At 73.1% G+C, this 26946-nt stretch carries 20 protein-coding genes; 8 read left to right on the top strand and 12 right to left on the bottom strand.

The window, feature by feature from the left end:
* Positions 1-517 precede the first annotated feature (517 nt).
* Positions 518-1417, bottom strand: coding sequence for an SDR family oxidoreductase (locus ACGF4C_RS38435; RefSeq protein ID WP_393573166.1), 900 nt, complete (start codon positions 1415-1417; stop codon positions 518-520).
* A gap of 82 nt (positions 1418-1499) precedes the next feature.
* Here ACGF4C_RS38435 and ACGF4C_RS38430 point away from each other — a divergent pair, with 82 nt between their 5' ends.
* Complete coding sequence (locus ACGF4C_RS38430) at positions 1500-2426, top strand: cyclase family protein (RefSeq protein WP_393573164.1); 927 nt, start codon at positions 1500-1502, stop codon at positions 2424-2426.
* 284 nt (positions 2427-2710) lie between these two features.
* Here ACGF4C_RS38430 and ACGF4C_RS38425 read toward each other — a convergent pair whose 3' ends face one another.
* The 3 genes from ACGF4C_RS38425 to ACGF4C_RS38415 form a co-directional block, all read right to left on the bottom strand.
* Positions 2711-3184: an ATP-binding protein gene (locus ACGF4C_RS38425; RefSeq protein WP_030416359.1), complete on the bottom strand. Its 474-nt coding sequence runs from the start codon at positions 3182-3184 to the stop codon at positions 2711-2713.
* A 472-nt stretch (positions 3185-3656) separates the two neighbouring features.
* Positions 3657-4646: an acyl-CoA dehydrogenase family protein gene (locus tag ACGF4C_RS38420; protein ID WP_393573161.1), complete on the bottom strand. Its 990-nt coding sequence runs from the start codon at positions 4644-4646 to the stop codon at positions 3657-3659.
* Positions 4647-4653: 7 nt separating this feature from the next.
* Positions 4654-5787: an acyl-CoA dehydrogenase family protein gene (locus tag ACGF4C_RS38415; protein ID WP_393573159.1), complete on the bottom strand. Its 1134-nt coding sequence runs from the start codon at positions 5785-5787 to the stop codon at positions 4654-4656.
* A 154-nt stretch (positions 5788-5941) separates the two neighbouring features.
* On the opposite strand from ACGF4C_RS38415, the gene ACGF4C_RS38410 reads away from it, so the two are divergent.
* Together ACGF4C_RS38410 and ACGF4C_RS38405 are read left to right on the top strand one after the other, a co-directional pair.
* On the top strand, positions 5942-7462 hold the full coding sequence (locus ACGF4C_RS38410) for a class I adenylate-forming enzyme family protein (protein ID WP_393573157.1): 1521 nt from the start codon (positions 5942-5944) through the stop codon (positions 7460-7462).
* A gap of 42 nt (positions 7463-7504) precedes the next feature.
* On the top strand, positions 7505-8695 hold the full coding sequence (locus tag ACGF4C_RS38405) for a winged helix DNA-binding domain-containing protein (protein ID WP_393573155.1): 1191 nt from the start codon (positions 7505-7507) through the stop codon (positions 8693-8695).
* 12 nt (positions 8696-8707) lie between these two features.
* Here the strand turns inward: ACGF4C_RS38405 and ACGF4C_RS38400 are convergent, their stop codons facing one another.
* Positions 8708-10876, bottom strand: coding sequence for a protein kinase (locus ACGF4C_RS38400; protein WP_393573153.1), 2169 nt, complete (start codon positions 10874-10876; stop codon positions 8708-8710).
* A gap of 216 nt (positions 10877-11092) precedes the next feature.
* The gene (locus ACGF4C_RS38395) at positions 11093-13192 is read right to left on the bottom strand and encodes a serine/threonine-protein kinase (RefSeq protein ID WP_393573151.1); all 2100 of its coding nucleotides are present in this window, start codon (positions 13190-13192) and stop codon (positions 11093-11095) included.
* 189 nt (positions 13193-13381) lie between these two features.
* Between ACGF4C_RS38395 and ACGF4C_RS38390 the strand changes: the two genes are divergently transcribed.
* Positions 13382-14572 (top strand): serine hydrolase domain-containing protein, encoded by a 1191-nt coding sequence (locus tag ACGF4C_RS38390; protein ID WP_393573149.1) that lies wholly within the window; start codon positions 13382-13384, stop codon positions 14570-14572.
* A gap of 36 nt (positions 14573-14608) precedes the next feature.
* Here the strand turns inward: ACGF4C_RS38390 and ACGF4C_RS38385 are convergent, their stop codons facing one another.
* Positions 14609-16315 carry a glycerol-3-phosphate dehydrogenase/oxidase gene (locus ACGF4C_RS38385; protein ID WP_393573147.1) on the bottom strand — a complete coding sequence of 569 codons (1707 nt, stop codon included), beginning with the start codon at positions 16313-16315 and terminating at the stop codon, positions 14609-14611.
* A 244-nt stretch (positions 16316-16559) separates the two neighbouring features.
* On the opposite strand from ACGF4C_RS38385, the gene ACGF4C_RS38380 reads away from it, so the two are divergent.
* Complete coding sequence (locus tag ACGF4C_RS38380) at positions 16560-17807, top strand: nucleotide sugar dehydrogenase (RefSeq protein WP_393573145.1); 1248 nt, start codon at positions 16560-16562, stop codon at positions 17805-17807.
* Positions 17808-18378: 571 nt separating this feature from the next.
* Here ACGF4C_RS38380 and ACGF4C_RS38375 read toward each other — a convergent pair.
* The 4 genes from ACGF4C_RS38375 to ACGF4C_RS38360 all read right to left on the bottom strand — a co-directional run bounded on the left by ACGF4C_RS38375 (position 18379) and on the right by ACGF4C_RS38360 (position 22716).
* On the bottom strand, positions 18379-19494 hold the full coding sequence (locus ACGF4C_RS38375) for a GuaB3 family IMP dehydrogenase-related protein (protein ID WP_030416369.1): 1116 nt from the start codon (positions 19492-19494) through the stop codon (positions 18379-18381).
* Between the two features lie 122 nt (positions 19495-19616).
* Positions 19617-21119 (bottom strand): IMP dehydrogenase, encoded by a 1503-nt coding sequence (guaB, locus tag ACGF4C_RS38370; RefSeq protein ID WP_393573142.1) that lies wholly within the window; start codon positions 21117-21119, stop codon positions 19617-19619.
* Positions 21120-21249: 130 nt separating this feature from the next.
* Positions 21250-21825: a sigma-70 family RNA polymerase sigma factor gene (locus ACGF4C_RS38365; RefSeq protein ID WP_018090849.1), complete on the bottom strand. Its 576-nt coding sequence runs from the start codon at positions 21823-21825 to the stop codon at positions 21250-21252.
* Between the two features lie 279 nt (positions 21826-22104).
* Positions 22105-22716 (bottom strand): response regulator transcription factor, encoded by a 612-nt coding sequence (locus ACGF4C_RS38360; protein ID WP_003948568.1) that lies wholly within the window; start codon positions 22714-22716, stop codon positions 22105-22107.
* A gap of 382 nt (positions 22717-23098) precedes the next feature.
* Here ACGF4C_RS38360 and ACGF4C_RS38355 point away from each other — a divergent pair, with 382 nt between their 5' ends.
* Entirely contained in the window at positions 23099-23431 is a 333-nt protein-coding gene (locus ACGF4C_RS38355) for a WhiB family transcriptional regulator (RefSeq protein ID WP_030416371.1), read from the top strand.
* A gap of 456 nt (positions 23432-23887) precedes the next feature.
* On the opposite strand, the gene ACGF4C_RS38350 is transcribed toward ACGF4C_RS38355, so the two are convergent.
* Positions 23888-24799 carry a LysR family transcriptional regulator gene (locus ACGF4C_RS38350; RefSeq protein ID WP_393573139.1) on the bottom strand — a complete coding sequence of 304 codons (912 nt, stop codon included), beginning with the start codon at positions 24797-24799 and terminating at the stop codon, positions 23888-23890.
* 250 nt (positions 24800-25049) lie between these two features.
* Between ACGF4C_RS38350 and ACGF4C_RS38345 the strand changes: the two genes are divergently transcribed.
* Positions 25050-25709 carry an MOSC domain-containing protein gene (locus tag ACGF4C_RS38345; protein ID WP_393573137.1) on the top strand — a complete coding sequence of 220 codons (660 nt, stop codon included), beginning with the start codon at positions 25050-25052 and terminating at the stop codon, positions 25707-25709.
* Positions 25710-25857: 148 nt separating this feature from the next.
* On the top strand, positions 25858-26631 hold the full coding sequence (locus ACGF4C_RS38340) for an SDR family oxidoreductase (protein WP_030417282.1): 774 nt from the start codon (positions 25858-25860) through the stop codon (positions 26629-26631).
* Positions 26632-26946: the final 315 nt, after the last annotated feature.

The raw sequence follows: 26946 nt of genomic DNA, 5'->3' as shown, positions 1-26946 counted from the left end.
GGTGTTTGGGACTGCTGTCGCTTTACGTCCCAAACACCGGCCCCTCCGGCCCGTCCCCTCCCGTTGGGGGAGGGGAATGCGGTGGGTGGGGGTGGGCGTTGGGGATGCAAGGGGTCTTGGGGACCCGTAGGGGACGGTCGAACAGAACCCGTAAGGGTTGCGAGGGCCCCTGCGGGGCCACAACTCGGCAGGCGAGGGTCGGTATTCCCTCTGACTGGCGACGTCAGGTGTACGCGGTACGACGCGCGCCCCCACTTACCCGCACACTCCCCCTCACGGGAGGGGACGGGCCGGAGGGGCCGGTTGTGTGGACGTAAAGCGTCAGCAGTCCACACAACCGGCCCCGGAGGCCCGTCACCGCACCCACCACACACCCAGCCCGCCGCAGGCGCAACGGCGACCAACACCCGCGGCGCCGCAGACAACTACGTACGCGGCGCCGCAAAGCGCAACCGTGAGCAACCCCCGCGGCGGGACGGCCAAGTACGTGGGAGGCGCCGCAGACAGGTACGTGCGGCTAACCCCGCACCCGCCTCGCGGCCGCGGCCATCTCAGACACCCGTTCCAGCAGCGGCATCGGGTCGACGCCCACCGCGTCCGGTACGAGCTCCGCCACCCGTTCCGGTGTCCAGCCGCCCTCTTCGGCGTGTACGGAGCGCAGCTCCACCGGCTGGGCCCAGACCGCGATCTTGGGGCCGGCCACCGTGTAGACCTGGCCGGTCACCTCGCGGGCGTGGTCGCTGAGGAGGTAGACGACGAAGGCCGCCACGTCCTCCGGTTCGCCGATCTCCGTGAGTTCCATGGGGACGTTCGCCGACATCCGGGTGCGGGCGACGGGGGCGACCGCGTTGGCCGTCACGCCGTATTTGTGCAGGCCCAGTGCCGCGCTCCGGACGAGGGAGATGATTCCGCCCTTCGCGGCGGAGTAGTTGGCCTGCGAGACCGAGCCCTGGTGGTTACCGCTGGTGAAGCCCACCAGCGTGCCGGAGCCCTGGCGGCGCATCACCGCGGCCGCGGCCCGGAAGACCGTGAAGGTGCCCTTGAGGTGGGTGGCGACCACCGGGTCCCACTCCTCCTCGGACATGTTGAAGAGCATCCGCTCCCGCAGGATGCCGGCCACGCAGACGACGCCGTCGATCCGGCCGTACTGCGCCAGCGCGGTGTCGACGATCCGCTGGCCGCCCGCCATCGTGGACACGTCGTCGGCGACCGCGGTCGCCGTGCCGCCGGCCGCCTCGATCTCCTTCACCACCGCCTCGGCGACCTCGCTGCTCGGTGCGGCGCCGTCGATGGCGACCCCGTAGTCGTTGACCACGACCTTGGCGCCCTCCTGTGCGCAGGCCAGCGCCACCGCCCGCCCGATGCCGCGCCCGGCCCCGGTGACGGCGACCACCTTGCCGGCCAAGAAGTTCCCCATGCCGCGCCCCTTCCCGCAGTTTCTGACGGACCGTTAGATTTTTGGGCAGGCGCGAGCCGAACACAAGACCCCGGAGGGCCCCATGCCGCTGCCGCAGGAGTTCCACGAGATCGCCCGACGCGTCAACAACTGGGGGCGCTGGGGCGCGGACGACGAGATCGGCACGCTCAATCTGATCACCGGGCAGGTGGTACGGGAGGCCGCCGGCTGCATCCGCAGCGGCCGCCGTGTCCCGCTCGCGCTGCCGCTGCGGCAGGACGGCGTGCAGACCGGGATGATCCCGGGCCGGGTCAATCCGCTGCACACGATGGTCGCGATCAATCAGGAGATCTTCGGGCCGGGCACGGTCGCCACCTCCGACGACGCGGTCACCATGGGCCTCCAGGCAGCCACCCACTGGGACGGCCTGACCCACGTCTCGCACTCGGGGCGGCTCTACAACGACCGCCCCGCCACGTCCGTCACCGCCCACGACGGCGCCACCGTCCTCGGCATCGAGAAGGCCACCCCGATCACCTCCCGGGGCGTGCTGCTGGACGTGGCCCGGGCGCACGGCACCGACCGGCTGCCCGGCGGGCACACGGTCACGCCGGAGGACCTGGACGCCGCCGAGGAACTGGCCGGGACGAGGGTCCGGGCCGGGGACATCGTCCTCGTACGGACCGGGCAGCTGCAGCGCTACCTCGCCGGCGACCGGCAGGGTTACGCCTTCCCGTCGCCGGGGCTGTCGGTGCGCACCCCGGAGTGGTTCCGGGCCCGTGATGTCGCGGCGGTCGCCAACGACACCCTGACGTTCGAGATCTTCCCGCCGGAGATCGAGGGGCTGTGGATGCCGGTGCATGCGCTCCACCTGGTGGAGATGGGCATGCTGCAGGGCCAGAACTGGAACCTGGAGGAATTGTCGGCGGCCTGCGCGGAGGCGGGCCGCTATGCGTTCTTCCTGTCCGCGATGGCCGAACCGTTCGTCGGCGGCTCGGGCACCCCGGTCGCGCCGGTGGCGGTCCTCTGACCCGCGCCGCGCCCGTCTCCGGCCCCGTCTCCGCGCCCGTGACGGGCCGGCCGGGTGGCGGTGCGCGCGGGTGCGCGCCCCGAGCACGGCACCGCGGACCGCCACCCCCGCCCCCCACCGGGCCGCGATCCGCACTCGTCGAGGCCGGGGCCGGGTACGCAGACCCGGCCGCGTCCCGCCCTCGGCGTCCCCTCACGGCGCATCGCTCGTCCCAGCGTGATCAAACAGGCACGTTACGTCAACACCCGGCCCGGACCTGATGGTGCGCTACGGCACCGTGGATCTCACATCCGGCGCGATACGGCGCACCGGTCTTCGTAGGCCCCCAGGTCGGACCCGGTCGCCATCAGCAGCGGCCGGCCGCGGTCCACCTCGCACCAGATCCGCTTGCCGGCGCCTTCCGGCTGCCAGCCCCAGCGGTCGGCGAGGCCGTCGACCAGCTCCAGGCCGCGCCCGTTGGTGTCGTCACCGTCGGCGTGCCGCTGGCGCGGCGGACGGGCGCTGGCGTCCGTGACCTCGACCCGGACGGTGCCGACGACGGCGCCGGACCCGGAGAAGCACATCCGCAGCGAGGCCGCGGTGCCGGTGTGCACCACGGCGTTGGTCACGAGCTCGGAGATCAGCAGGATCAGCGTCTCCGCGAGCGGCTCGTCCGCCCCTATACCGGAGCCCAGGAGCCGTGACCTGGCCCACCGCCGGGCCCGCCCCACCTCCGCGGGGTCGGGCCGTACGTCCAACTGCACCTGAAGCACCTGCACCGCTCACACCATCCGAACCGGCGGAAACATCGCCTCGCGCCTCCATGGAGTCACAGTGCGTGACCCCAGCGACGCACAGCATGGTTGACGTTCAGTCACCCCAACAAGCGCTTCGGGCATATTCCAGCGCAAGGGAGTATGCGTCCTGCATACTGTGCGACGCACTTTGCGGGGAGTCGAACAAGGGGGATTGGCCGGCCCTCGGCCAAGGCGGGCGGCGCGCAGTCCGTACGCCGGAGCCGTCATTCCGACGGCACCGGGTTCGTTGCGCCACAGAACCACTCGCACCCGACGGAGCGTACCTGAGCGGGGCGCCGACTCCCCCCTGTGACGAGTCACGCCTAGGACACAACCCGATATCGACCCTCCGTGACCACTTCTGTGTGGTGAGTCCGACATTTCGCACACGAGTTGCCAGAGTCTGACATCGGCCCTCACGGCTCACCGCCCCGCATCCCGGATCCGCCCGCGCTCAGCCGGCCAGGTCCACCGCCAGCAGTTCTTCCGCCTCGCCGGCCGTGCCCCAGGAACCGGCCCGCAACCAGGCCCGTTTGAGGTGCAGATGGACATCGGCCTCCCAGGTGAAGCCGGTGCCGCCGTGAATCTGCAGGCAGTCCCGGGCGTTGCGCACCGCGGCCTCGTCGGCGAGCAGTTTCGCGCCCGCGACGTCGACGGCCTCGCCCGTCACGGATGCGGCATATACGGCACTTCTGGCGATTTCCGCCCGTACGAGCATCTGCGCGCACAGATGCTTGACCGCCTGGAAGGAGCCGATGGGCGCGCCGAACTGGGTGCGTACGCGGGCGTGACCGACCGCCGTTTCGACGGTACGGAGCGCACTGCCCAGTTGCTGGGCGGCGGTCAGCAGGGCGGCCTCCTGTCGCAACCGGGTCGCGTCCGGGCCGTTGAGCGGAGTCGTCCGGGGGTGGTCGGTGACGCGGGCGAGCGGGGTGAGGGGGTCGATGGAGGCGAAGGGGGCGCGGGACACCTCGCCGGCCACGCTCCGGTATGCGCCGGCCGTGCGCCTCTGCGCGCCCCCGGGCCCGTACGCGAGGTCCGGGGCGCCGCCCTCCAGCAAGATCAACTCGTCGCAGGCGTCCGGGTGTTCCCACAGCACGGGCTCACCGTCCCCGTCGCACAGCCCGACGATCCTCTCGCCGTCCGCGACGCCGTCCACCGCTCCGGCGAGCAGCTGGCACGCCACCAGCGGCCCCGGCAGCAGCGCCCGCCCGGCCTCCTCGAAGACCAGCACCGCCTCCGACAGCCCCAGCCCGACGCCGCCGTCCTCCTCCGGCAGGCGCAGCGCGAAGAACCCGGCCGCGCCCAGCTCCCGCCACAGCGCCCGGTCCGGGGCCGGGTCCCCGGTCGCCGCCCGCAGCCGGTCCCGGTCGAACCGGGCCGCCAGCAGCTCCCGCGTCGCCTTCTTCAACGCCCTTTGCTCATCGGTGAGTTGGAAGCGCACCGGCCGGTCACCGCCCCTTCGGCAGGCCGAGGATCCGCTCGGCGATGATGTTCTGCTGCACCTGCGACGTACCGGCCGCGATGGTGTACGAGAGGGACGAGAGCCGGTCGGCGGTCCACTCCTCGTCCGCGTCCCAAGCGCCGGCCCCCAGCACCTCGGCCGCCGCGTCGTACAGCTCCTGCCGGGCGTGCGAGTAGCGGAGCTTGAAGACCGAGCCGCCGGTACCGGGCCCGCCGCCCCGTAGTTGCGTCTCGCTGACGTTCCACTGGGTCAGCCGCCACAGCGCGGCGAACTCCGCGTTCAGCCGGCCCAGCCTGCGGCGGAGCACGGTGTCGTCCCAGCGGCCGTTCGCCCGGGCCCGGCGGGCGACCTCCGTCAGCACCCGCCGGCAGGCCACCACCTCGCCGACGAAGGCGGTGCCGCGCTCGAACGACAGCGTCACCATCGTCACCCGCCAGCCGTCGTTCTCCGCGCCGACCCGGCAGTCCACCGGCACCCGTACCTCGTCGAGGAACATCTCGGCGAACTCGGCCGACCCGGCGAGGGTGCGCAGCGGCCGGACGGTGATGCCGGGGGCGTCCATCGGCATCGCGAGCCAGGTGATGCCCCGGTGCCGGGGGGCGGCGGGGTCGGTGCGGACGAGCAGTTCGCACCAGTCGGCGACCTCGGCGTGCGAGGTCCAGATCTTGGTCCCGGTCACCACGTACGCGTCCCCGTCGCGCACCGCGCGGGTCCGCAGCGACGCGAGGTCCGAGCCGGCCTCCGGTTCGCTGAAGCCCTGGCACCAGATCTCCTCGCCCCGCAGCACCGGCGGCAGCCAGCGGCGCTTCTGGGCCTCGGTGCCCTCGGCCGCGATGGTGGGACCGGCGTGCAGCAGTCCGACGAAGTTCGCGCCCACGTAGGGCGCCCCGGCGCGTTCGGTCTCCTCCAGGAAGATCAGCCGCAGGGTGGGGGCGGCCGCCCAGTGGACGTCGGCGTATCCCGCGTCGTACAGCATCCGCTGCCAGGCGGTGTCGTAGGCGCGGCGCCCCGGCCAGTCGAGCGGGTCGGGGCGCGGGGGCAGGGTGGGGAGGACGCCCGCGAGCCAGCCGCGCAGCCGGGCGCGGAAGTCCTCTTCCTCCTCGGTGTACGCGAGGTCCATCGTGTCCCCTCACCTCGGGCCCAGCTCAGTTTTCTGACGGTGCGTCAGTTCTCGTTGTCAGGCTAGACCGGGACCCCTGGACCGGCAAGGCGTCCGCCTCTAACCTCGGCCGCATTGACTGACGCATCGTCAGATATACGCAGCGGGAGGGAACATGGCCGGTGGCACCCTCTGGGACCTGGTCGTACGGCGGGCCGCTCGCAGTCCGGAGGCCACCGCCCTGATCCAGGGGGCGGAGTCGGCCCGGTACGAGCGGCGGATCAGCTTCGGCGGGCTGCGGCGGCGGGCCGAGCGGGTCGCGGCCGGACTGTACGCACGCGGCGTACGACCCGGCTGCACGGTCGTCTGGCAGCTGCCGACCCGCATCGAAACGGTCCTGGTCAGCCTGGCCCTGGCCCGGCTCGGCGTGGTGCAGAGCCCGGTCGTTCCGGGCTACGGCGACCACGAGGTGGGGCAGGTGCTGCGCCGCACCGGCGCCGCCTTCTTCCTCGTGCCCGGGCCGGTCCGGAACGGCCGCGCGGACGGCGCGGCCACCGTCATCGCCGGGTACGACCGGGCCGGCGGCGGGCTGCCGGACGGCGACCCGGCACTCCTGCCGCCCCCGCCCGCCGACGCCCACGAGGTCCGCTGGATCTACTGGACCTCCGGCACCACCGCCGGACCCAAGGGCGTCCGGCACACCGACCACTCCCTGCGCACGGCCGGCCGCTGGCTGGCCGAGGCGCTGCGGCCGGCCCCGTCCGACGTCGGCTCGATGGCCTTCCCGTACGCCCATGTCGCGGGCCCCGACTACACCGTCATGCTGCTGCTGTGCGGCATCCCGGCGCTGCTGCTGGAACGCTTCGCGCTGCCCGGGTCGCTGGCCGCCTACCGCCGGCACGGCGTCACCCTCGCCGGCGGCTCCACCGCCTTCTACACCCTCTTCCTCGCCGAACAGCGCCGACTGCCGCCCGGCCGGCGGCTGCTGCCGGCGCTGCGGCTGCTCGCCGGCGGCGGCGCGCCCAAACCGCCCGCGCTGTACCACGAGGTCGTCGCCGAACTGGGCTGCCAACTCACCCACGGCTATGCGCTGACCGAGGCCCCGATGGTCACCATGGGCGACCCGCACGACAGCCCGGAGCGCCTCGCCACCACCGACGGCCGGCCGCCCGCCGGTATGGAGATCCGGATCGCGCCCGGCACCGGAGAGATACGGCTGCGCGGCCCGGCGGTGTGCCGGGGCTATCTCGGTGAGCCCGATCCGTTCGACGCGGAGGGGTTCCTGCCCACCGGTGACCTCGGGCGCCTCACACCCACCGGGCACCTCGTTGTCACCGGCCGCCTCAAGGACATCATCATCCGCAAGGGCGAGAACGTCTCCGCCCAGGAGATCGAGGAGTTGCTCTACCGGCACCCGGACGTGGCGGACGCCGCCGTCATCGGGCTGCCGGACGACCGGCGCGGCGAACGGGTCTGCGCGGTCGTCGAACAGCCGTCGGGGGCAGGGGAGTTGACGCTCGGCGCGGTCTGCGCGCACCTCCTCGGCCTGGGGCTGGCCCGGTACAAGCTGCCCGAGCAGCTGGAGGTGGTGGCCGCGCTGCCGCGCGGGGCGACGCTGCGCAAGGTGCGCAAGCAGGAACTGCGGGAGCGGTTCGGGGGGCCGGCGGCGGCCCGCCCGGCCCCGGCGGACTCATGAAAGAGGACACCCGCCGTCCGCGACCTCCCGTACGGTCGCCCCATGAGTCACTCCCGACCCCGTATCGACACCGCCGGTCGCCGGGCCCGCCTCGGGCGGCGGCATCTGCTCGCCCCCGCGTGCCGCGCCGGCCGCCCCGAGGACGTCGCCGACGCGCTGGTCGCGCTGCACGCCACCGACGCGGCGACCGTGCACCTGGCGGCCTGCACCCGGCTGACCGTGCCGGACCCGGCCGAGGTCGAGCGGGCGCTCTACGACGACCACTCCCTGGTGCGGCTGCTGGCCATGCGGCGCACCCTGTTCGCGGTCGGCGCCGGCCTCGCACCGGTCGTGTCCTCCTCCACCGGGCGGGCGATCGCCGCCAAGGAGCGCGCCGGCCTGGTCGGCTGGCTCGCCACGGGCGTCGGCTGGGACGAGCGGCGGCTGGCGGAGGTGGAGGAGAAGACGCTGGCCGCGCTGGTTGCCCGGGGTACCGCGGCCGCGGCCGAACTCACCGAGGACGTGCCCGCCCTGCGCGAGAGCGTCGTGGTCTCGCCCGGCAAACCGTACGAGGCCACCGTCGCGGTCTCCAGCCGGCTGCTGCGGGTGCTGGCCGCCGAGGGCCGGGTCCGGCGCGGCCGTCCGCGCGGCAGCTGGACCAGCAGTTCCTTCCGCTGGACGCCGGGCACCGCGTTCGCCGACCTGCCCGCGCCGCCGGCCGCCGAGGCCCGCGCCGCGCTCGCCCGCCGCTGGCTGGCCGCCTACGGCCCGGCGACCGTCGAGGACCTCAAGTGGTGGACGGGCTGGACGCTCACCGACACCCGGCGGGCGGTGGCCGCCACCGACGCCGTCGAGGTGACGCTCGACGACGGCACGACCGGACTGGCCCTGCCCGACGACCTCGGCCCGGTGCCCGAACCGGAACCCTGGGCCGCCCTGCTGCCCGCCCTCGACCCCACCGCCATGGGCTGGAAGGCCCGGGACTGGTACCTCGACCCGGACCACGTACCGCAGCTCTTCGACCGCAGTGGCAACATCGGCCCGACGGTGTGGTGGAACGGCCGGATCATCGGCGGCTGGGCCCAGCGCCCGGACGGCGAGATCGTCTGGCGGCTGCTGACCGGCGACGGCGGCCGCGAGGCGGCCGACGCGGTGACCGCCGAGGCCGCCCGGCTCGCGGCCTGGGTCGGCCCGGTCCGGATCACGCCCCGCTTCCGGACCCCGCTGGAACGGGAGCTCTCCGGGCGGCGCTGAACCGCACCGGCCTCACCGGGGCCGGTAGGAGCTGGTCGCCTGCTCGTAGAGCCGGTCGACCTCGCGGCGCCCGGAGCCGTCCGGGCCGATGACCAGGACCAGGTGGTAGCGGCCGTTGTGGATCATGGCGAGGTTGCGGACGTAGACCTCCCGGCCGCTGCCGTCGCGCCAGGTGAACGTGCCCTCGGCCATCGCAGTCTTGCCGACGTCGATCCGCCGCAGCCCTGCAGCGGTCGCCCAGCTGGAGCCGCGGTACGGGGCCAGCTCGGGCTCCTTGTTCTGGAGGTAGGCCATCGGGTCCGCGCCGTACCGGGCCGTGGTGTCCCGGCCGGGCACGACCAGCAGTTCGTAGTCGCCGCCGAGATAGCGCACCTGGCCCTGGGCGTTGGCGGCGCGCCGCTGCCAGCCGTCGCGGACCGCGATCTGGAAGCCCCGGGGGTCGGTGCGCAGCGCGAAGCCGGGGGCGACATCGGCGGGCGTGGTGGGCCGCGGCTCACCGGGGTCCGGCGCACCGCCGTCCTCGCCGCCGGAGGGGGTCGGGGCGGGACTGGCGGGCGGTGCACCCGAGGTGGCGGTCCGGTCCGCGCCGCGCCGCCCCTCCTTGGCGTCCTCGCCCGCCTTCGGCAGGAACGCCATGGCGTAGGCGACCGCGCCGACGAGGAGCAGCAGGATCGCGCCGAGCAGCAGCCGGCCGAGGTTGCGCGGCGCACCGCGGCGGGGCCGGTCCGGCCGCGGCCCGGAGGCCAGCAGGTCCGGCTCGTAGGCGTCCCGGTGCGGGGCGGCGGTCCCTCGCGGCGGCCGGGCGGGCCGGGTCGCGCGGGACGGCTTGGCCTGCCGGAGCGGCTTGGGCTGCTTCGGCGGGCGGGGCAGCCGGGCCGGCGGCGAGGGAGGTCCCCCCGGCTCCTTCGAGCTCGCGGAAGGGACGGTCCGCTCCTCGGCCGGCGGCATCCGGCGCGGGTGCGGAGGGCGCGCGGCGGGCGGAGCCGGGGCGGCGGCCGCCTGCGCCGACGGCTCGGGGCGGCCGGCCGGCCGGCCCTTCTTGTGCCGCCCCTTGCGGACGAGTTCGCCGCGCCGCCGCACGATCGGCAGCCACCGCGGGGCGCCGCCCTGCTCCAGCGCCGGCATCGTCACCAGCCGGCGCTCGGTCTCCGGCTCCGGGGCCGTACGGATCAGCGCGCGCAGCGCGTGGCGCACCTCGTCGAGGGCCGGGCGCCCGGCGGGGTCCCGGTGCAGCAGGGCCTCGACGACCGGGCGCAGCGGCCCGCACCCCGCCGCGTCCACGGACGGCCCGGACCGTACCAGCCGGGCGAGTTCGGCGGTGCTGTCCTCGGGGAACGGCGGATGGCCCTGCACGCTCCGGAACAGCAGCGCGCCGACCGCCCACAGGTCCGCGGCCGGGCCCGGACGGGGGAACGGCGCGTCCTCGCCCACCGGCGCGGCCTGCTCGGGCGCCCAGCGTTCGGTGACCGGGCCGACAACGGTCAGCCGCGCCTGCCGCGCGCGTTCGGCGGCGAGCCCGGTGAGGGGCCGGGCCTCGTCGGTGTCGTCCGCGGCGGGCGAATCGTCTCCGCACAGTGCTTCCTGGGCCGCGGCCGCCGCCAGCCCGGTGAGGATGGCCCGGCCGTCGGCGCAGACCAGGACCGTGCGGGCGGTGATGTTGCGGTGCGGCCGGCCGTCCGTGTGCAGCGTCCGCAGCGCGGTGAGCAGGTCGGCGCCGATCTCCGCGGCGCGGTGCGGGGTCAGCGGCCGCTCGGCGAGCAGTGCGGACAGCGGGCGGGCGGTGAGGAGTTCGCCGACGATCCACAGGCTGCCGTCCTGGGCGAAGACGTCGAAGACCTGCTCCAGCCGGGGATGGTCGGGCAGCTGCGCCACGGTCGTGGCGGCCTGCAGCGCGCGGCGTACGGCCGGGTCGCGGGGGCTGCGGTCGGCCACCCCCGTCGCCCGGAAGCCGCCGAAGCGGCCGCCGCCGCTCCACTCGCCGGAACCGGCCGGGCCCGCGCCCACCGCCTCCGCTTCGAGCACCTCGGCCTCCACGACCTCGGGCAGCGGTACCTGACGGACCAGCACCTCCTGCCCGCTGAACGTGTCGAACGCCCGGGACTCGGTGAAGTCGTCGTCGCCGAGGGGGCGCACGGGCAGGCGGTAGCGCTCGGCGAGCACTCGCCCTGCGTACTCGTCCACGACGCCTCCCCGCAGCGCGTGCTGTGTTACCGCCCCGCCTCCGCCGCCCTCCGGCACGGGCGCCGTCGGTCACTTCCGGTCGCGTTCCCACCGAATGCGGATGCGTACGGTCTTCGATGTCTCACGATACGTGCCCGGGCCGGACGGTGCGCCCGCCCGGCCCGTTGATGCATCCGTCCGCGGTCTCCCGCCGGCCGCGTCCGCTCCGTCCCGGTCTCAGTCCTTCACCGCGAACGTCTTGAACGCGGTGGCGATGACCTGCTGGCACTCCTTGCCCGACCAGCTGTCCGCCTTGCAGGTGATCATGATGGCGTAGCCGTGGTCGTCGTCGGCCCGGAAGCCGCGGTTGAGGACCCGTACCTTCTCGCCGTCCTGGGTGCGGGTGAACGACCAGTCGGCGACGGTCGGATAGCCCCGCCACTTCACCGTCTTGATGCCGATGAGGTGGTAGTCGTCGCTGGACCCGCGCACGCTCGGCTCCAGGCTGCGCCAGGCGGCCGCGGCGTCCTTGCCGGGCTTGGCGTTGTAGTCGACCTGGACGCGCGGGAATCCGTCGCCCGAGGCGCTGTATATGGCGCCGGAGCCCTGCCCCGCGGTGCCGGTCTGCCGGAACCCCTTGGGCATGGCCATACGGAAGTGGAACGTGCCGTTGGTCTTCCGGGCGTAGCCGTCCGGAAGCTTCGCGCCGCCCTTCCCGTCGCCGCCGTCACCGCCGTTGCCGTCCGCGCCGCCCTTGTCGCCGGCCTGGTCGGCGCTCGGCGCCGGGCCCGGCCGGTCGGGGCCGCCGCCGTTCGCGTCGTCCCCCTTCGCGTCGTCACCGTTGGCGTCGGCCGCGTCGGTCGAGGGCTTGGTGCGGGCCGCGGAGGACCCCTTGCCGTCCTTGCCCGAAGAACCGCTGCCCTTCGTGCCGGTGTCGTCGCCGCCGAGGGACAGCGCCAGGACCGTGCCCAGCACCGCGAGGACGACGACCACGGCCACGGTGATCAGGGTGCGGCGCGGGACGACATCGGTCAGCGACGCACGCGGGGCGGACGGGCGGTCCCCGTCGCCGGGTCTGGAGTCCGCCCGGGCCGCGGCCGCGGCGGCGGCGTTGCGCACGGATTTCAGGGCGGCGCGCACCCGCTCCTTGGCGGCCTCGCCGTCGAAGCCGGGGCGGCCACCGGACGGCCGGTCCGCCGCCGTGCCGCCCGCGGCCGGCCGCTTCGTCGCGACCGCGGCGGGCTTCGGCTCCGGCCGGGCCGGCGCCTTCGCGGACGCACCGGCGGACGCGGTGGCCCCGGCCGCACCGGACGCCGCGGCGGCCGGCTTCTCCTTCGGCTTGCGCTGCGGCCGCGCCGGGGCACCGCTCTTGGCGGCCTTCGGCTTCGGGGCGGCCTTGGTCTTCGGCGCGTCCTTCGGCTTGGCCGTGGTGCGTTCCCCGGGCACGGTCGGCAGCGCCATCGCCCGGGTCGCGTCCATCGGCGGCTCGGTCTTCTCCGGCGCGTGGATGACGTCCAGCAGCATCGACCGCGCACCGGCGTCGTCCAGCCGGGCCTGCGGGTCCTTCACCAGCAGCCCGAAGATGACCTCTTCCAGCGCACCGGCACTCTTCGGCGGCTCGACCGGCTCGGTCATCACGGCGGTGAGCGTGGCGATCGCCGAGCCCTTGTCGTAGGGCGGCACACCCTCGACACAGGCGTACAGCAGGCCGCCCAGCGACCACAGGTCGGCCGGCGGGCCGGGCTTCTGGCCGCGGGCACGCTCCGGGGAGATGTAGGAGGGCGCGCCGACGAGCATGCCGGTCGAGGTCACCGAGGGGTCGCCCTCGACCTGGGCGATGCCGAAGTCGGTCAGCACGACCCGGCCGTCGTCGGACATCAGGACGTTGGACGGCTTCACATCGCGGTGCAGGATGCCGGCGTCGTGCGCGGCGCGCAGCACGTCGAGCACCGCGAGGCCGACCTCGGCGGCGCGGCGCGGGGTCAGCGGGCCGTCGTCCCGTACGACCTCGGCGAGCGAGCGACCCTCGACCAGCTCCATCACGATCCACGGCCGGTCGTCCTCGTCGACCACGTCGTAGACCGTCACCGCGCCGTTGTTCCGGATCCGGGCGATCGCCTTGGCCTCGCGCAGCGTGCGGGTGATCAGCCGGCGCTTCTCGTCCTCCTCGACCCCGCCCGGGAAGCGCAGTTCCTTGACTGCGACCGTACGGCCCAGGACCTCGTCGCGTGCCCGCCAGACGGTGCCCATGCCACCCCGGCCGAGAACATCGGCGAGCCGGTACCGGCCGGCGAGCAGCCTGCCCTCCTTGCCGTCCATCTCGACCTCGTCGCCCACTGAATCCCCTCGGCAATCCAGCCGAGTTGGCAGCCTTGACATCGCATCGATCGCCAAACTGACCCAACTCGGACAACCCACCCTGGCAGAGCCTTCATTCTCCCTCATCCGCGGCCGTGCGGAAGGCCCGGGTCGGTGCCGGGCGGCACCGCATACCCGTCATGATGGCCCCGACGAACGGGAGTCCCGATGACGATGCGTCCGCCCGGGCCGGCCGTGGCGGCGGCGCTGGCCGCAGTGGCCGCGCTGGCCCTGCCGGCCTGCGTGGGCCGGCCGGCCACCACCCGTGTGCCGCCGGCGGGAAGCGTCACCCGGCCGCCGGCCACCACGGTGCCCGCACTGCACCGGCTGGTCGCGGACGGCGCCCCGGGCGCGGCCTCGCTCACCACCCGCGCCGGCCGGTTCCCCGCCCCGCGCTTCTCCACGGCCGGCTACGCCGATCTGCGCAGCCGGCGCCGGATGACCGCGGCGGACCACTTCCGGGCCGGCAGCCTCACCAAACCCCTGGTGGCGACGGTCGTCCTGCAGCTCGTCGCCGAGCGGCGGCTGCGCCTGAGCGATCCGGCGGCCGCCCACCTCCCGCCGGGCGTCCCGGTCACCGCCGGCCACGGCGGCGCCGACCTGCGGAACGTGACGGTCCACCAGCTGCTCGACCACACCAGCGGCCTGTTCAACTACACCCAGGACCCGTGGCTCGCCCGCCGCTTCTCCGGCCCCGGCTTCGCCGCGCACCGCTACGACAGCCACACCCCGGCCGAACTCCTGCGGATCGCCCTCCACCACCCGCCGGTGGCCGCACCCGGCGCCCGCTACGCCTACTCCAACACCAACTACCTGGTGCTCGGCCTGATCATCCGGGCGGTCACCGGCCACCCGTACGCCGCCGAGATCCGCCGCCGCATCCTCCTCCCGGCCGGGCTCGGCCACACCTCCTTCCCCGGCACCGACCCGGTGCTGCCGGCGCCGCACGGCCGCGCGTACTCCCGGATCGGCGACCGGCGGGTGGACGCCACCTCGCTGGACCCCAGCCGGGCCGGCGCGGCCGGCGAGATGGTCACCACCCTGGGCGACCTCAACCGGTTCTTCTCCGCCCTGCTCGGCGGGAAGTTCCTGCCGCCGCGCCAGATGGCCGCCATACGCAGCGAGCGGCACACCGGCGGCACCTACGGCCTCGGCCTCTACGCGACCCGGCTGCCCTGCGGGGTGACGGTCTGGGGCCACAACGGCGACATCAACGGGTCCTTCGCGCAGTCCGCGGGCACCGTCGGCGGGCGACACGTCGTCAGCTACCGCGTGAACACGGACGACCGGCTGGACCCGGCCGACACGACCGCGGTGCTGAGCGCCGAGTTCTGCGCCACACATAGTTTTGCGCAATAAATAAGGCGACCTTGCGGGAGGCCATGGCCTGCGGGGCTACAGCGGCACGATGTCCGGTGCCCCCAGCCGCGCCGCATCCGCCGTCAGATCGTCCGGCTGGCGCTGCGATTCGCGTTCCGCCTCGACCCGCTTGCGGTAGTGGGTGATCTCCTTCTCGACCTGGTCGTCGTCCCAGCCGAGCGCCGGCGCCATCAGCTCGGCCACCTCGCGGGCGCAGCGGGTCCCGCGGTCGAAGGTCTCGATCGAGATCCGGGTCCGGCGGGTCAGCACGTCGTCGAGGTGGCGCGCCCCCTCGTGCGTACAGGCGTAGACCGCCTCGGCGCGCAGATAGTCGTCCGCGCCGGTCAGTGGTTCGCCCAGTGAAGGATTGCCCACCACGAGCTCCAGCAGTTCCTCGGTGAGCGCGCCGTACCGGTTGAGCAGGTGCTCGATCCGCGCCACGTGCAGCCCGGTGCGGGCCGCGATCCGGGCCCGGGCGTTCCACAGCGCCTTGTAGCCTTCGGCCCCGACCAGCGGCACCTCCTCGGTGACGCACTCCGCGACCCGCTGGTCCAGCCCGTGCACCGCCTCGTCGACGGCGTCCTTGGCCATCACCCGGTACGTCGTGTACTTGCCGCCGGCGACCACCACCAGGCCCGGCACCGGATGCGCGACCGTGTGCTCCCGCGACAGCTTGCTGGTGGCGTCCGACTCCCCCGCCAGCAGCGGCCGCAGCCCGGCATAGACACCCTCGACGTCGTCCCTGGTCAGCGGGGTGGCCAGGACCTCATTCACATGCTCCAGCAGATAGTCGATGTCCGCGCTGGACGCCGCCGGATGCGCCTTGTCCAGGTCCCAGTCGGTGTCCGTGGTGCCCACGATCCAGTGCCGGCCCCAGGGAATGACGAACAGCACGCTCTTCTCGGTCCGCAGGATCAGCCCGGTCGTCGAGTGGATGCGGTCCTTGGGAACGACCAGATGGATCCCCTTCGAGGCCCGCACGTGGAACTGCCCGCGCTCCCCGATCAGCGCCTGGGTGTCGTCCGTCCACACCCCGGTGGCATTGACGATCTGCCGCGCCCGGACCTCGTACTCCCGGCCGCCCTCGACGTCCTGCACCCGGGCGCCGACCACCCGCTCGCCCTCGCGCAGAAAACCCACCACCCGCGCCCGGTTGGCGGCGTGCGCGCCGTACGCCGCCGCGGTCCGCACCAGGGTCGCGACGTACCGCGCGTCGTCCATCTGCGCGTCGTAGTACTGCAACGCGCCCACCAGCGCGTCCTTCTTCAGGCACGGCGCGACCCGCAGCGCCTTCTTGAGCGACAGGTGCCGGTGGACCGGCAGCCCGCGGCCGTGCCCCGACGACACCGACATCCCGTCGTACAACGCCACACCGGAGCCCGCGTACCAGCGCTCCCAGAACTTGTGCTGCAGCGGATACAGGAACGGCACCGGCTTGACCAGGTGCGGCGCCAGCCGCTCCAGCAGCAGTCCACGCTCCTTCAGCGCCTCCCGCACCAGCGCGAAGTCCAGCATCTCCAGATACCGCAGACCGCCGTGGATGAGCTTGCTCGACCGGCTGGAGGTGCCGGAGGCCCAGTCCCTGGACTCGACCAGTCCGGTGTCCAGTCCGCGGGTCGCCGCGTCGAGCGCGGTGCCCGCGCCGACGACCCCGCCCCCGACCACGAGAACGTCCAGCTCCCGCTCCGCCATTCGGGCGAGCGCCTCGGCCCGCTGTGCCGGTCCCAGTATCGCTGTCCTCACCGCTGCCTCCCGCTGTGGCCGGGGCCACCGTGACCGGGGCCCTGCCCCGTCCGTCGATTCTGACCGCGCTCCTTGCCGCTATCCCCCCTCACCCACACGGCAACACCCCGGCCACCTTGATCCCTCAATCCCCATTCTGGGCCAAATATCCGCTTAGTCTACTTATGCACTCTTCGCATACGTCATGCACTTCCGCCCCCGCACACCACCCGCCACCCCTCCGCCCGGGAAGGACGGTCGCAGCATGCCCGCAGATCTCGCCGTCATCGGACTCGGTCACCTCGGCCTCCCCCTCGCCCAGGCCGCCACCACCGCCGGCATCGGCACCCTCGGCTACGACCCCGACCCGCACGCCGCCACCGACGGGCCGCTGACCGCCACCGAACTCCGCCGGCTGCTCGCCGCCGGCTTCCGCACCACCGCCGACCCCACCGCCCTCGGCCGGGTCCGCACCGCCGTCATCTGCGCCCCCACCCCGCTCGGCGAGGACCGCGCCCTGGACCTCTCCGCCGTCGCCGACGCCGCCCGCACGCTGGCCGCACAACTCCGGCCGCACACCACGGTGATCCTGGAATCCAGCGCGTACCCGGGCACCACCGAGGAATTCCTGCGCCCGCTGCTCGAAGCGGGCTCCGGCCTCACCGCCGGCCGGGACTTCCACCTCGCCTACTCGCCCGGCCGCCACGACCCCGGCAACCGCACCCACCACTACGCCAACACGCCCAAGGTCATCGGCGGCCTCACCCCCGCCTGCACCGAGGCCGCCGCCACCTTCTACGGCCGGCTCACCGACAAGGTCGTCCGCGCCCGCGGCCCCCGCGAGGCGGAAACCGCCAAGCTCCTCGAAACGAACTACCGCCACGTCAACATCGCCCTGATGAACGAGATGGCGGTCTTCTGCCACGACATCGGCGTCGACCTGTGGGACGTCATCCGCTGCGCGGAGACCAAACCCTTCGGCTTCCAGTCCTTCCGCCCCGGCCCCGGCGTAGGCGGCCACGCCCCCGCAGTCGACCCCAACTCCCTCACGGAACGGAGCAGTTCACCCTCCCTCCCCCTCCCCATCCCCCTCCGCATGGTTGAACTCGCCCAAGAGGTCAACGGCCGGATGCCGCACTACGTCATCCAGCGCTGCGCCACCCTCCTCAACGAACACGGCAAGTCCGCCCGCGGCGCCCGCATCCTCCTGCTCGGCGTCACCTACAAACCCGACGTCGCCGACCAGACCGGCTCCCCCGCCTGGGAGATCGCCGCCCGCCTCCGCGAACTCGGCGCCCACGTCACGTACCACGACCCGCACGTCCCCCACTGGACCGTCCACGGCCGCCCGGTCCCCCGCGCCGAGTCCCTCTACGACGCCGCCTCCGCCGCCGACCTGACCCTCCTCCTCCAGCCCCACCGCACCTACGACCTCCAGGGCCTGTCGGTGAAGGCCCAGCTGCTGCTGGACACGAGGGGCACCACACCCACGGGGGCGGCGCACCGACTGTGAAGGGGGCGCACGCCGCGGCCCGAACTCCGCACCTGGTGGCACCCGGCGCGCAGCCCGGGTACCTTACGGAAACAGGTGGAGCCCACCGCAGCGGGTACTGCGGCAGGCTCCTGGAAGTGATCGGAGTGTCCACCCCTAGTTCTCGTAGGGGTGGCCGCTCACCTTCCGTAAATCCGCAAGGTCCACCTCCTCCGGAACTTCACCAGCCGAAGCCGAATCTGATCCCAGCGGGTGGGCTTGCGGTGACGGCCCATGGGCACGCCCCCTTCCATGACGCCGCCCACTAACCCGGCTGGGCGGTCCACTGGAGCTCCGGGCCGGGCCCCGGGCCAACGGGTCCGGATACGTGCTCCGTGGAAGGGGGCGGCCCGGAGAACCGGGTCGCCGAACACAGACACTAACGCCCTGCTTCGCCCGTTCAGCCCACACTCGCCCTGAACGCAACCACGCGCCCCTCCCCCCTAAAACACGCCCCCACTAGCCCCGTTGGGCATGCGAAAGGGCCGGTCACCCACCAGGATGACCGGCCCTTCGTACGTGCCCTGACGTGCCCTGCGGGCTACCGCACGGACTACCGCCGCGGCGCGACCGTGACCTCGACGCGCTGGAATTCCTTCAGCTCCGAGTAGCCGGTGGTCGCCATCGCCCGGCGCAGCGCGCCGAAGAAGTTCATCGAACCGTCCGGGGTGTGCGAGGGGCCGAGGAGGATCTCCTCGGTCGTGCCGACCGCACCCAGGTCCATCCGCTTGCCGCGCGGCACGTCCTCGTGGACCGCCTCCATGCCCCAGTGGTGGCCGCGGCCCGGCGCGTCGGTCGCGCGGGCGAGCGGGGAGCCCATCATCACCGCGTCCGCGCCGCAGGCGATCGCCTTGGGCAGGTCGCCGGACCAGCCCACGCCGCCGTCGGCGATGACGTGGACGTAGCGGCCGCCGGACTCGTCCATGTAGTCCCGGCGGGCGGCCGCGACATCGGCGACCGCGGTGGCCATCGGGACCTGGATGCCCAGGACGTTACGGGTGGTGTGCGCGGCGCCGCCGCCGAAGCCGACCAGCACGCCGGCCGCGCCGGTGCGCATCAGGTGCAGGGCCGCGGTGTACGTGGCGCAGCCGCCGACGATCACCGGGACGTCCAGCTCGTAGATGAACTGCTTGAGGTTCAGCGGTTCGGCCGCGCTCGACACGTGCTCCGCCGACACCGTCGTACCGCGGATGACGAAGATGTCCACGCCGGCGTCCACGACGGCCTTGGAGAACTGCGCGGTGCGCTGCGGCGACAGCGCCGCGGCGGTGACCACGCCCGCGTCGCGCACCTCCTTGATCCGCTGGCCGATCAGCTCTTCCTTGATCGGGGCGGCGTAGATCTCCTGGAGCCGGCGGGTCGCGTCGGCCTCGTCCAGCTCGGCGATCTCGGCGAGCAGCGGCTCCGGGTCCTCGTAGCGGGTCCACAGGCCCTCGAGGTTGAGGACGCCCAGGCCGCCCAGCTCACCGATGCGGATGGCGGTCTGCGGGGAGACCACCGAGTCCATGGGGGCCGCCAGGAACGGCAGCTCGAAGCGGTAGGCGTCGATCTGCCAGGCGATCGAGACCTCCTTCGGGTCGCGGGTGCGGCGACTGGGTACGACGGCGATGTCGTCGAATGCGTATGCCCGGCGGCCGCGCTTGCCGCGCCCGATCTCGATCTCAGTCACGTGTGTGGCCTTTCCTTCTACGTCTGCGTCTCCAGTATCCCCGACGCACCGGAGCCCGCGGCCGGGGTGCGGCCGCGGGCTCACGCTAGGGGCCTACGGGGCCCGGGGCTACCTGCGGGGCGTCAGCGCCGGGCGTAGTTCGGCGCCTCGGTGATCATCTGGACGTCGTGCGGGTGGCTCTCCTTCAGGCCCGCGGCGGTGATCCGGACGAACCGGCCCTTCTCCTTGAGCTCGGGGATGTCGGCGGAGCCCACGTAGCCCATCGAGGCGCGCAGACCGCCGACGAGCTGGTGGGCGACCGAGGCGAGCGGGCCGCGGTAGGGAACCTGGCCCTCGATGCCCTCGGGCACCAGCTTGTCCTCGGAGAGGACGTTGTCCTGGAAGTAGCGGTCCTTGGAGAAGGACCGGCCCTGGCCGCGGGACTGCATCGCGCCCAGCGAGCCCATGCCGCGGTACGACTTGAACTGCTTGCCGTTGATGAAGACCATCTCGCCCGGCGACTCCTCGCAGCCGGCCAGCAGCGAGCCCAGCATGACGGTGTCCGCACCGGCCGCGATGGCCTTGGCGATGTCGCCGGAGAACTGCAGGCCGCCATCGCCGATCAGCGGGACGCCCGCGGCGTTCGCTGCCTGCGCCGCCTCGTAGATCGCGGTGACCTGCGGCACGCCGACACCGGCCACCACCCGGGTCGTGCAGATGGAGCCGGGGCCGACGCCGACCTTGATGCCGTCCGCGCCGGCGTCGATCAGGGCCTGGGCGCCGTCGCGGGTGGCGACGTTGCCGCCGACCACGTCGACGCTGATGTTGGACTTGATCTTGGCGATCATGTCGAGGATGCCGCGGGAGTGGCCGTGCGCACTGTCCACGACGAGGAAGTCGGCACCGGCCTCGACCAGGGCCTGCGCCCGCTCGTAGGCGGCGTCGCCGACACCCACCGCGGCACCGACGACCAGCCGGCCCTCGGCGTCCTTGGCGGCGTTCGGGTACTTCTCGGCCTTCACGAAGTCCTTGACCGTGATCAGGCCCTTGAGCACGCCCTCGTCGTCGACCAGCGGCAGCTTCTCGATCTTGTGGCGGCGCAGCAGCTCGATGGCGTCGTCGCCGGAGATCCCGACCTTGCCGGTGACCAGCGGCATCGGGGTCATGACCTCGCGGACCTGCCGGCGGCGGTCCATCTCGAAGGCCATGTCGCGGTTGGTCACGATGCCCAGCAGCTTGCCCGCGGCATCGGTGACCGGCACACCGCTGATGCGGAACTTGGCGCACAGCGCGTCGGCCTCGGCGAGGTCGGCGTCCGGACGGACCGTGATCGGGTCGGTGACCATGCCGGACTCGGAGCGCTTGACCAGGTCGACCTGGTTGGCCTGGTCCTCGATGGACAGATTGCGGTGGAGCACGCCCGCGCCGCCCTGCCGCGCCATGGCGATGGCCATCCGCGCCTCGGTGACCTTGTCCATCGCCGCGGAGAGCAGCGGGATGTTCACCGTGACGTTGCGCGAGACCCGGGACGCGGTGCTCACCGCGTTGGGCAGCACCTCCGACGCGCCGGGCAACAGCAGCACGTCGTCGTATGTCAGCCCGAGCATGGCGAATTTGGCGGGCATACCGTCGACGTTGTCACTCATGACACCTTCCCCAATGCTCTTGCCTCAGCGCGGACTCCCATGCTAACGGCCTACGGGGGTGGCCCATTCCACGAGCGATGAGGGCCTCGTCACTTGTACTTTCCTACGGCGACTTCACGTCACCCGAGGGCTACTGCTCGGCGAGCGCCCGCAACCGGCTCAGCGCGCGGTGCTGGGCGACCCGCACGGCACCGGGCGACATCCCCAGCATCTGCCCGGTCTCCTCGGCCGTCAGCCCGACCGCCACCCGCAGCAGCACCAGCTCGCGCTGGTTCTCCGGGAGGTTGGCCAGCAGCTTCTTGGCCCACTCGGCATCGCTGCTCAGCAGCGCCCGCTCCTCGGGGCCGAGGGAGTCGTCGGGCTGCTCGGGCATCTCGTCGGACGGCACGGCCGTACTGCCCGGGTGGCGCATCGCGGCCCGCTGCAGGTCGGCGACCTTGTGGCCGGCGATGGCGAAGACGAACGCCTCGAAGGGCTTGCCGGTGTCGCGGTAGCGCGGCAGCGCGCAGAGCACCGCGACACAGACCTCCTGCGCCAGGTCCTCGACGAAGTGCCGGGCATCGCCGGGCAGCCGGGACAGCCGGGTGCGGCAGTAGCGCAGGGCGAGGGGGTGGACATGGGCCAGCAGGTCATGGGTGGCCCGCTGGTCCCCCTCGACGGCGCGTGCGACGAGATCGCCGATCTCCTGCTTCCCGTCGTCGCGCATCGGTCCATGGTGCCTTGGCGCCGCACGGTCCGCGGCACCAGGTCCATAGTTGTGCACTGAAGCGTTATGAGCGGCAGGTGCGCCGGCAGTCATCTCCCGCGCCCTCCCCTCGTGCCCGAGCGGCCCGTCCCCGAGGAACTCCATACCTCAAGGATGCGGCACCGCGCGGCGAATCGGACCGCCGTCGGCGACCGGGGCATGCGGGGCACCATGCCGCCCCGCCCGCCACAGGGCGGGCGGGGATCTTCACTCCCCCGCATCGCTGCACGTCACAACGCCTTAGCGGACCAGTCCCCAGCGGAAGCCGAGCGCCACCGCATGGGCCCGGTCGGAGGCGCCCAGTTTCTTGAACAGCCGCCGGGCGTGCGTCTTGACCGTGTCTTCCGACAGGAAGAGCTCACGGCCGATCTCGGCGTTCGAACGGCCGTGACTCATGCCCTCCAGCACCTGGATCTCACGCGCGGTGAGCGTCGGCGCGGCACCCATCTCGGCGGACCGCAGCCGGCGCGGGGCGAGCCGCCACGTCGGGTCGGCGAGCGCCTGGGTCACCGTCGCCCGCAGCTCGGCGCGCGAGGCGTCCTTGTGCAGATAGCCACGGGCCCCGGCGGCGACCGCGAGCGCGACGCCGTCGAGGTCCTCGGCCACCGTGAGCATGATGATCCGGGCGCCCGGGTCCGCGGACAGCAACCGGCGCACGGTCTCGACACCGCCGAGCCCGGGCATCCGTACGTCCATCAGAATCAGGTCCGAGCGATCGGCACCCCAGCGGCGGAGGACTTCCTCGCCGTTGGCCGCGGTCGTCACACGCTCGACGCCGGGCACGGTCGCAACCGCCCGACGGAGCGCCTCTCGGGCAAGCGGGGAGTCGTCGCAGACGAGGACGGATGTCATGACCGCCCTCCGCAGCTGATGCGCGTCACCTTGAGCCTCCAGGCTGGTACGTATCGTCACCTGTGCGATTGACGGCCGCCTCGGACACCTGCCCGAGGGCTACCTCTGCCAATCGCCTCCGCACACTCAACGACGGTCACCCGAAAGAGTTACGGCTTCGGCGACCGAGTTCAGCACGCTCCGTGAGGAGCCGGATACGCAGACGACTCATCGGGCGACCGGCATCCGCGCGTGCACCCTATGCCCTATTTGGCTCCCTTTCTTCCATTTTCGCGTTGACTATGACTAGATTCGCAATGAGTCATATTTACATCTACTTCGACAGTAGATGTACGGTCGTGAGCACCGAGCCCGAATCCGCATCGCTTCGAGGGGACAAGCAATGGCAGATTTCTCCCGCCTCCCGGGCCCGAACGCAGATCTTTGGGACTGGCAGTTGCTGGCCGCCTGCCGCGGCGTGGACAGCTCACTCTTCTTCCACCCCGAGGGCGAGCGCGGAGCGGCTCGCAGCGCGCGTGAGACATCGGCGAAAGAGGTATGCATGCGCTGCCCCGTGCGGGCCGAGTGCGCGGCGCATGCGCTGGCCGTCCGCGAGCCCTACGGGGTGTGGGGCGGCCTGACCGAGGACGAACGCGAGGAACTGATGGGCCGGGCCCGCCACCGCCTGGTCCCCGCAAACTCGATGACGGGCCGGCCGGGGGCGCCCGGCCACTGAGGGAGAAGGGCGCGCGGAGCTCGGGAAGAAACGTTCCTGCAAGGGATCGTTCAGGAGATCGCTGAGGGGATCGCTCAGCGGACGCCAGGGGGATCGTTCGTGCGCGGGCGGGAGCGTGCCTGCGGTGGGGCGGCGGGGGTGGGGAGGGAATCGGGGTCGGGTTCAGGGTTGGGGAGGGAATCGGGTTCGGGATCAGGGGCGGGATCGGTTTTGGCGTGCGGGCAGCTGCGGCTTGCCCGCCGTTCGGCGTGCGGGTGGGGTCGGTGTCCCGCGGGTCGGCTCGCCCGCGGGTGGTGGGCGTGCGGGTCCGCCTGGTCGCGTCCGCCCGCCCGCTTACGTCCGCTCGCCCTGCTTACGCCCGCCCGTTTGCTTTGCGTCCGCCCGCCCGCTTACGTCCGCTGGCCCTGCTTGCGTCCACCCGTCCGCCTGCGTCCGTCCGCTGTCGTGCTGCGGCGCTCAGTGAGACGCGGCGTTCACCAGCTGGTCGAGCATGGCCTCGACGGCCGGGACCTGGGCCAGGTCCGGCAGGGTGAGGGCGACGATCTCCCGGTGTACGGCGGGTTCCATCCGGATCGCGGTGGCCCCCTTGGGACGTACCGATGCGAGGGTCAGCTCGGGCAGCGCGGCGACCCCCAGCCCCGCTCCGACCAGGCCGATCACGGCCGGGTAGTCGTCCGTCGCGAAGTCGATGCGGGGCGTGAAGCCCGCGCTCTCGCAGACCTCCACCAGATGCCGGCGGCAGCGCGGGCAGCCCGCGATCCACGGCTCGTCGGCCAGGTCGGTGAAGCACGCACGGCCGGCCCTCGCCAGCCGGTGGCCGTCCGGGACCAGGCCGATCAGCCGGTCCGCCAGGATCGGCCGCACCACCAGGTCGTCCCATTCCACGCCGGCCGCCGGGTCCGCCCCGCGCACCTCCGGGTAACGGAACGCCAGGGCGATCTCGCAGTCGCCGTTGCGCAGCATCTCGATGGAGCGCGGCGGCTCCGCCTCCACCAGCGAGACCCGGGTGCCGGGGTGGGCGGCGCGCATCTTGGCCAGGGCGGTCGGCACCAGCGTCGAGCTGCCCGAGGGGAACGACACCAGCCGCACCCGCCCGGCCCGGAGGCCGGCGATGGCCGCGACCTCCTCCTCGGCGGCGGTCAGCCCGGCCAGGATGCCGACCGCATGCCGTACGAGTGCCTCGCCGGCCTGCGTCAGCCGCATCTCGCGGCCCGCCCGGACCAGCAGCGGGGTCCCGGCGGACTGCTCCAGCGCCTTCATCTGCTGGCTGATGGCCGGCTGGGTGCAGCCCAGCTCCCGTGCTGCGCCGGAGAACGAGCCGGTCCTGGCGACGGCGCGCAGCACGCGGAGGTGACGGGCCTCGATCATGTTTCGAGCATAAGCGGGTCTTGGGCTGATCAGGAAAAACCGGTCGGTTGCTTTGAGGCACCGGGCGCATGCGCGGAGGCACAGGGGCGGGACCGGGGGCGGGACCGGGGGTCGGGATCACCGCACGGCGCATGGAGCGGGCGTCGGAAGCTCGGGGCGCGCGGAGTGTGCGGGGCGTGCCGGGGCGAATTGCGGTCACCCTGGTGTGTGGGCCGCATCCTGCCGCCGCGACCGGGCATCGGAGCACCGTATGAAGCTGCTGACCGTGAATTTGGGACACCGCACCCCCTACGCGCACGCCGCCGTCGAGGCCGGCACGGGCATCTTCAAACGTCCCGTGGACGGGCCGGTGACGGTCCGCGCCCCCGGGCCCAGGGGCGTCGGGGGCAGTGGGCTGACCGGCGACGCGGTGGTCGACCGTCGCCACCACGGCGGTGACGACAAGGCCGTGTACGCCTACGCCCGCGAGGACCTGGACGTCTGGCAGCACGAACTGGGCCGCGCGCTGCCCAACGGGCTCTTCGGGGAGAACCTCACCACCTGGGGCGTCGAGGTCACCCACGCCCGCATCGGCGAACGCTGGCGGATCGGCCACCACGTCCTGCTGGAGGTGTCGGCGCCGCGGGTCCCCTGCCGTACGTTCCAGGGGCGGATGGGGGAGCCCCGCTGGATGAAGCGGTTCATCGGGGCCGCGGTGCCCGGCGCGTACCTCCGGGTGATCGAGCCGGGCCAGATCCGCGCCGGGGACCACGTCCGACGGGAGCACCGCCCGGACCACGAGGTGACCGTCCGGATGGTGTTCCGGGCCCTGACCGGCCGGCGGGAGCTGCTGCCGCAACTGCTGGACGCGGGCGAGGTGCTCCCGGAGGAGACCCGCCGGCAGGTGGCGAAGTACCTGGAGCGTGCATGAGGCTCGTAGGCCGGTGCTACCCGCGGGCCGGGACGAATCGTCAGGAGCTGCCGAGTGGTGGGTTTGGGGCTCCAGTGGCGGAGGTTGTCGCTCCGGCGACGGGGGGTTGGGGCTCCGGTGGCGCGCTTCGGGCGGATAGCGTGCCGGTATGACGACTGCATTGATCACGGGAGCGACGGCGGGCATCGGCGCGGCGTTCGCCCGGCGGCTGGCGAGCGACGGCCACAGCGTGGTGCTGGTGGCCCGCGACGAGAAGCGACTGCGCGAGCAGGCCACCGAGTTGCACGACCGGCACGGCATCGAGGCGGAGGTGCTCAGCGCCGACCTGTCGACGGACGACGGCATCGCGGCGGTCGAGGCGCGGCTCTCGGACGCCAAACACCCGGTCGATCTGCTGGTGAACAACGCCGGATTCGGCAACAAGGGCGAGTACCTCGAAGTCCCGATGGCCGACGAACTGACGATGCTGAAGGTGCACTGCGAGGCGGTGCTGCGGCTCACCACCGCCGGCGTACGCGGGATGCGCGACCGGCGGCGCGGTGCGGTGGTCAACGTGGCCTCGGTGGCGGCGTTCGTGCCGCGCGGCACCTACGGCGCGAGCAAGGCCTGGGTGGTGCAGTTCACGCAGGGCGCGGCGCGCGACCTGGCGGGCAGCGGGGTGCGCCTGATGGCGCTGTGCCCCGGCTTCGTACGGACCGAGTTCCACCAGCGGGCCGGGATGGGCACGGACAACATCCCCGGCTGGATGTGGCTGGACGCCGACAAGCTGGTCGACGCGGCGATGAAGGACCTCATGCGCGGCAAGTCCCTCTCGATCCCCGACCCCCGCTACAAGGCCCTCATGGGCGCGGTGAAGCTGGCGCCGCGCGGGGTGCTGGGGGGCCTTACGTCGCGGACGGGGCGGAAGTACGGGCCTCGCTGACGCTTGGTTTTCCGCCCACGTACCCGTCTGTCCCACCGTCGGGGTTGCTCGCCGGTGCGCTTTGCGGCGCCTCCCACGTACCCGGCTGTCCCGCCGCGGGGCTCGCCGTTGTGCGCTTTGCAGCGCCGCGTACGTAGTTGTCTGCGGCGGCGCGGGGCTTGCTCGCCGGTGCGCTTTGCGGCGCCTCCCAGGTACCCGGCTGTCCCGCCGCGGGTGTTGTTCGCCGTTGCGCCTGCGGCGGGCTGGGTTTGTGGTGGGTGCGGTGACGGGCCTCCGGGGCCGGTTGTGTGGACTGCTGTCGCTTTACGTCCACAC

This window comes from Streptomyces sp. NPDC048197, assembly GCF_043202395.1.
Lineage (GTDB): Bacteria > Actinomycetota > Actinomycetes > Streptomycetales > Streptomycetaceae > Streptomyces > Streptomyces siderophoricus.
This window is presented reverse-complemented; position numbering and strand designations above follow the sequence as displayed.

Excerpts from the sequence above, each read along its gene's own strand:
- ACGF4C_RS38405 (WP_393573155.1), top strand. The coding sequence starts at position 7,505 with ATGAGTCACTCCCGACCCCGTATCGACACCGCCGGTCGCCGGGCCCGC.
- ACGF4C_RS38390 (WP_393573149.1), top strand. The coding sequence starts at position 13,382 with ATGACGATGCGTCCGCCCGGGCCGGCCGTGGCGGCGGCGCTGGCCGCA.
- ACGF4C_RS38360 (WP_003948568.1), bottom strand. The coding sequence starts at position 22,716 with ATGACATCCGTCCTCGTCTGCGACGACTCCCCGCTTGCCCGAGAGGCG.
- ACGF4C_RS38345 (WP_393573137.1), top strand. The coding sequence starts at position 25,050 with ATGAAGCTGCTGACCGTGAATTTGGGACACCGCACCCCCTACGCGCAC.
- ACGF4C_RS38340 (WP_030417282.1), top strand. The coding sequence starts at position 25,858 with ATGACGACTGCATTGATCACGGGAGCGACGGCGGGCATCGGCGCGGCG.
- ACGF4C_RS38415 (WP_393573159.1), bottom strand. The coding sequence starts at position 5,787 with ATGGACCTCGCGTACACCGAGGAGGAAGAGGACTTCCGCGCCCGGCTG.
- ACGF4C_RS38410 (WP_393573157.1), top strand. The coding sequence starts at position 5,942 with ATGGCCGGTGGCACCCTCTGGGACCTGGTCGTACGGCGGGCCGCTCGC.
- ACGF4C_RS38380 (WP_393573145.1), top strand. The coding sequence starts at position 16,560 with ATGCCCGCAGATCTCGCCGTCATCGGACTCGGTCACCTCGGCCTCCCC.
- guaB (WP_393573142.1), bottom strand. The coding sequence starts at position 21,119 with ATGAGTGACAACGTCGACGGTATGCCCGCCAAATTCGCCATGCTCGGG.
- ACGF4C_RS38435 (WP_393573166.1), bottom strand. The coding sequence starts at position 1,417 with ATGGGGAACTTCTTGGCCGGCAAGGTGGTCGCCGTCACCGGGGCCGGG.
- ACGF4C_RS38365 (WP_018090849.1), bottom strand. The coding sequence starts at position 21,825 with ATGCGCGACGACGGGAAGCAGGAGATCGGCGATCTCGTCGCACGCGCC.
- ACGF4C_RS38355 (WP_030416371.1), top strand. The coding sequence starts at position 23,099 with ATGGCAGATTTCTCCCGCCTCCCGGGCCCGAACGCAGATCTTTGGGAC.
- ACGF4C_RS38350 (WP_393573139.1), bottom strand. The coding sequence starts at position 24,799 with ATGATCGAGGCCCGTCACCTCCGCGTGCTGCGCGCCGTCGCCAGGACC.
- ACGF4C_RS38430 (WP_393573164.1), top strand. The coding sequence starts at position 1,500 with ATGCCGCTGCCGCAGGAGTTCCACGAGATCGCCCGACGCGTCAACAAC.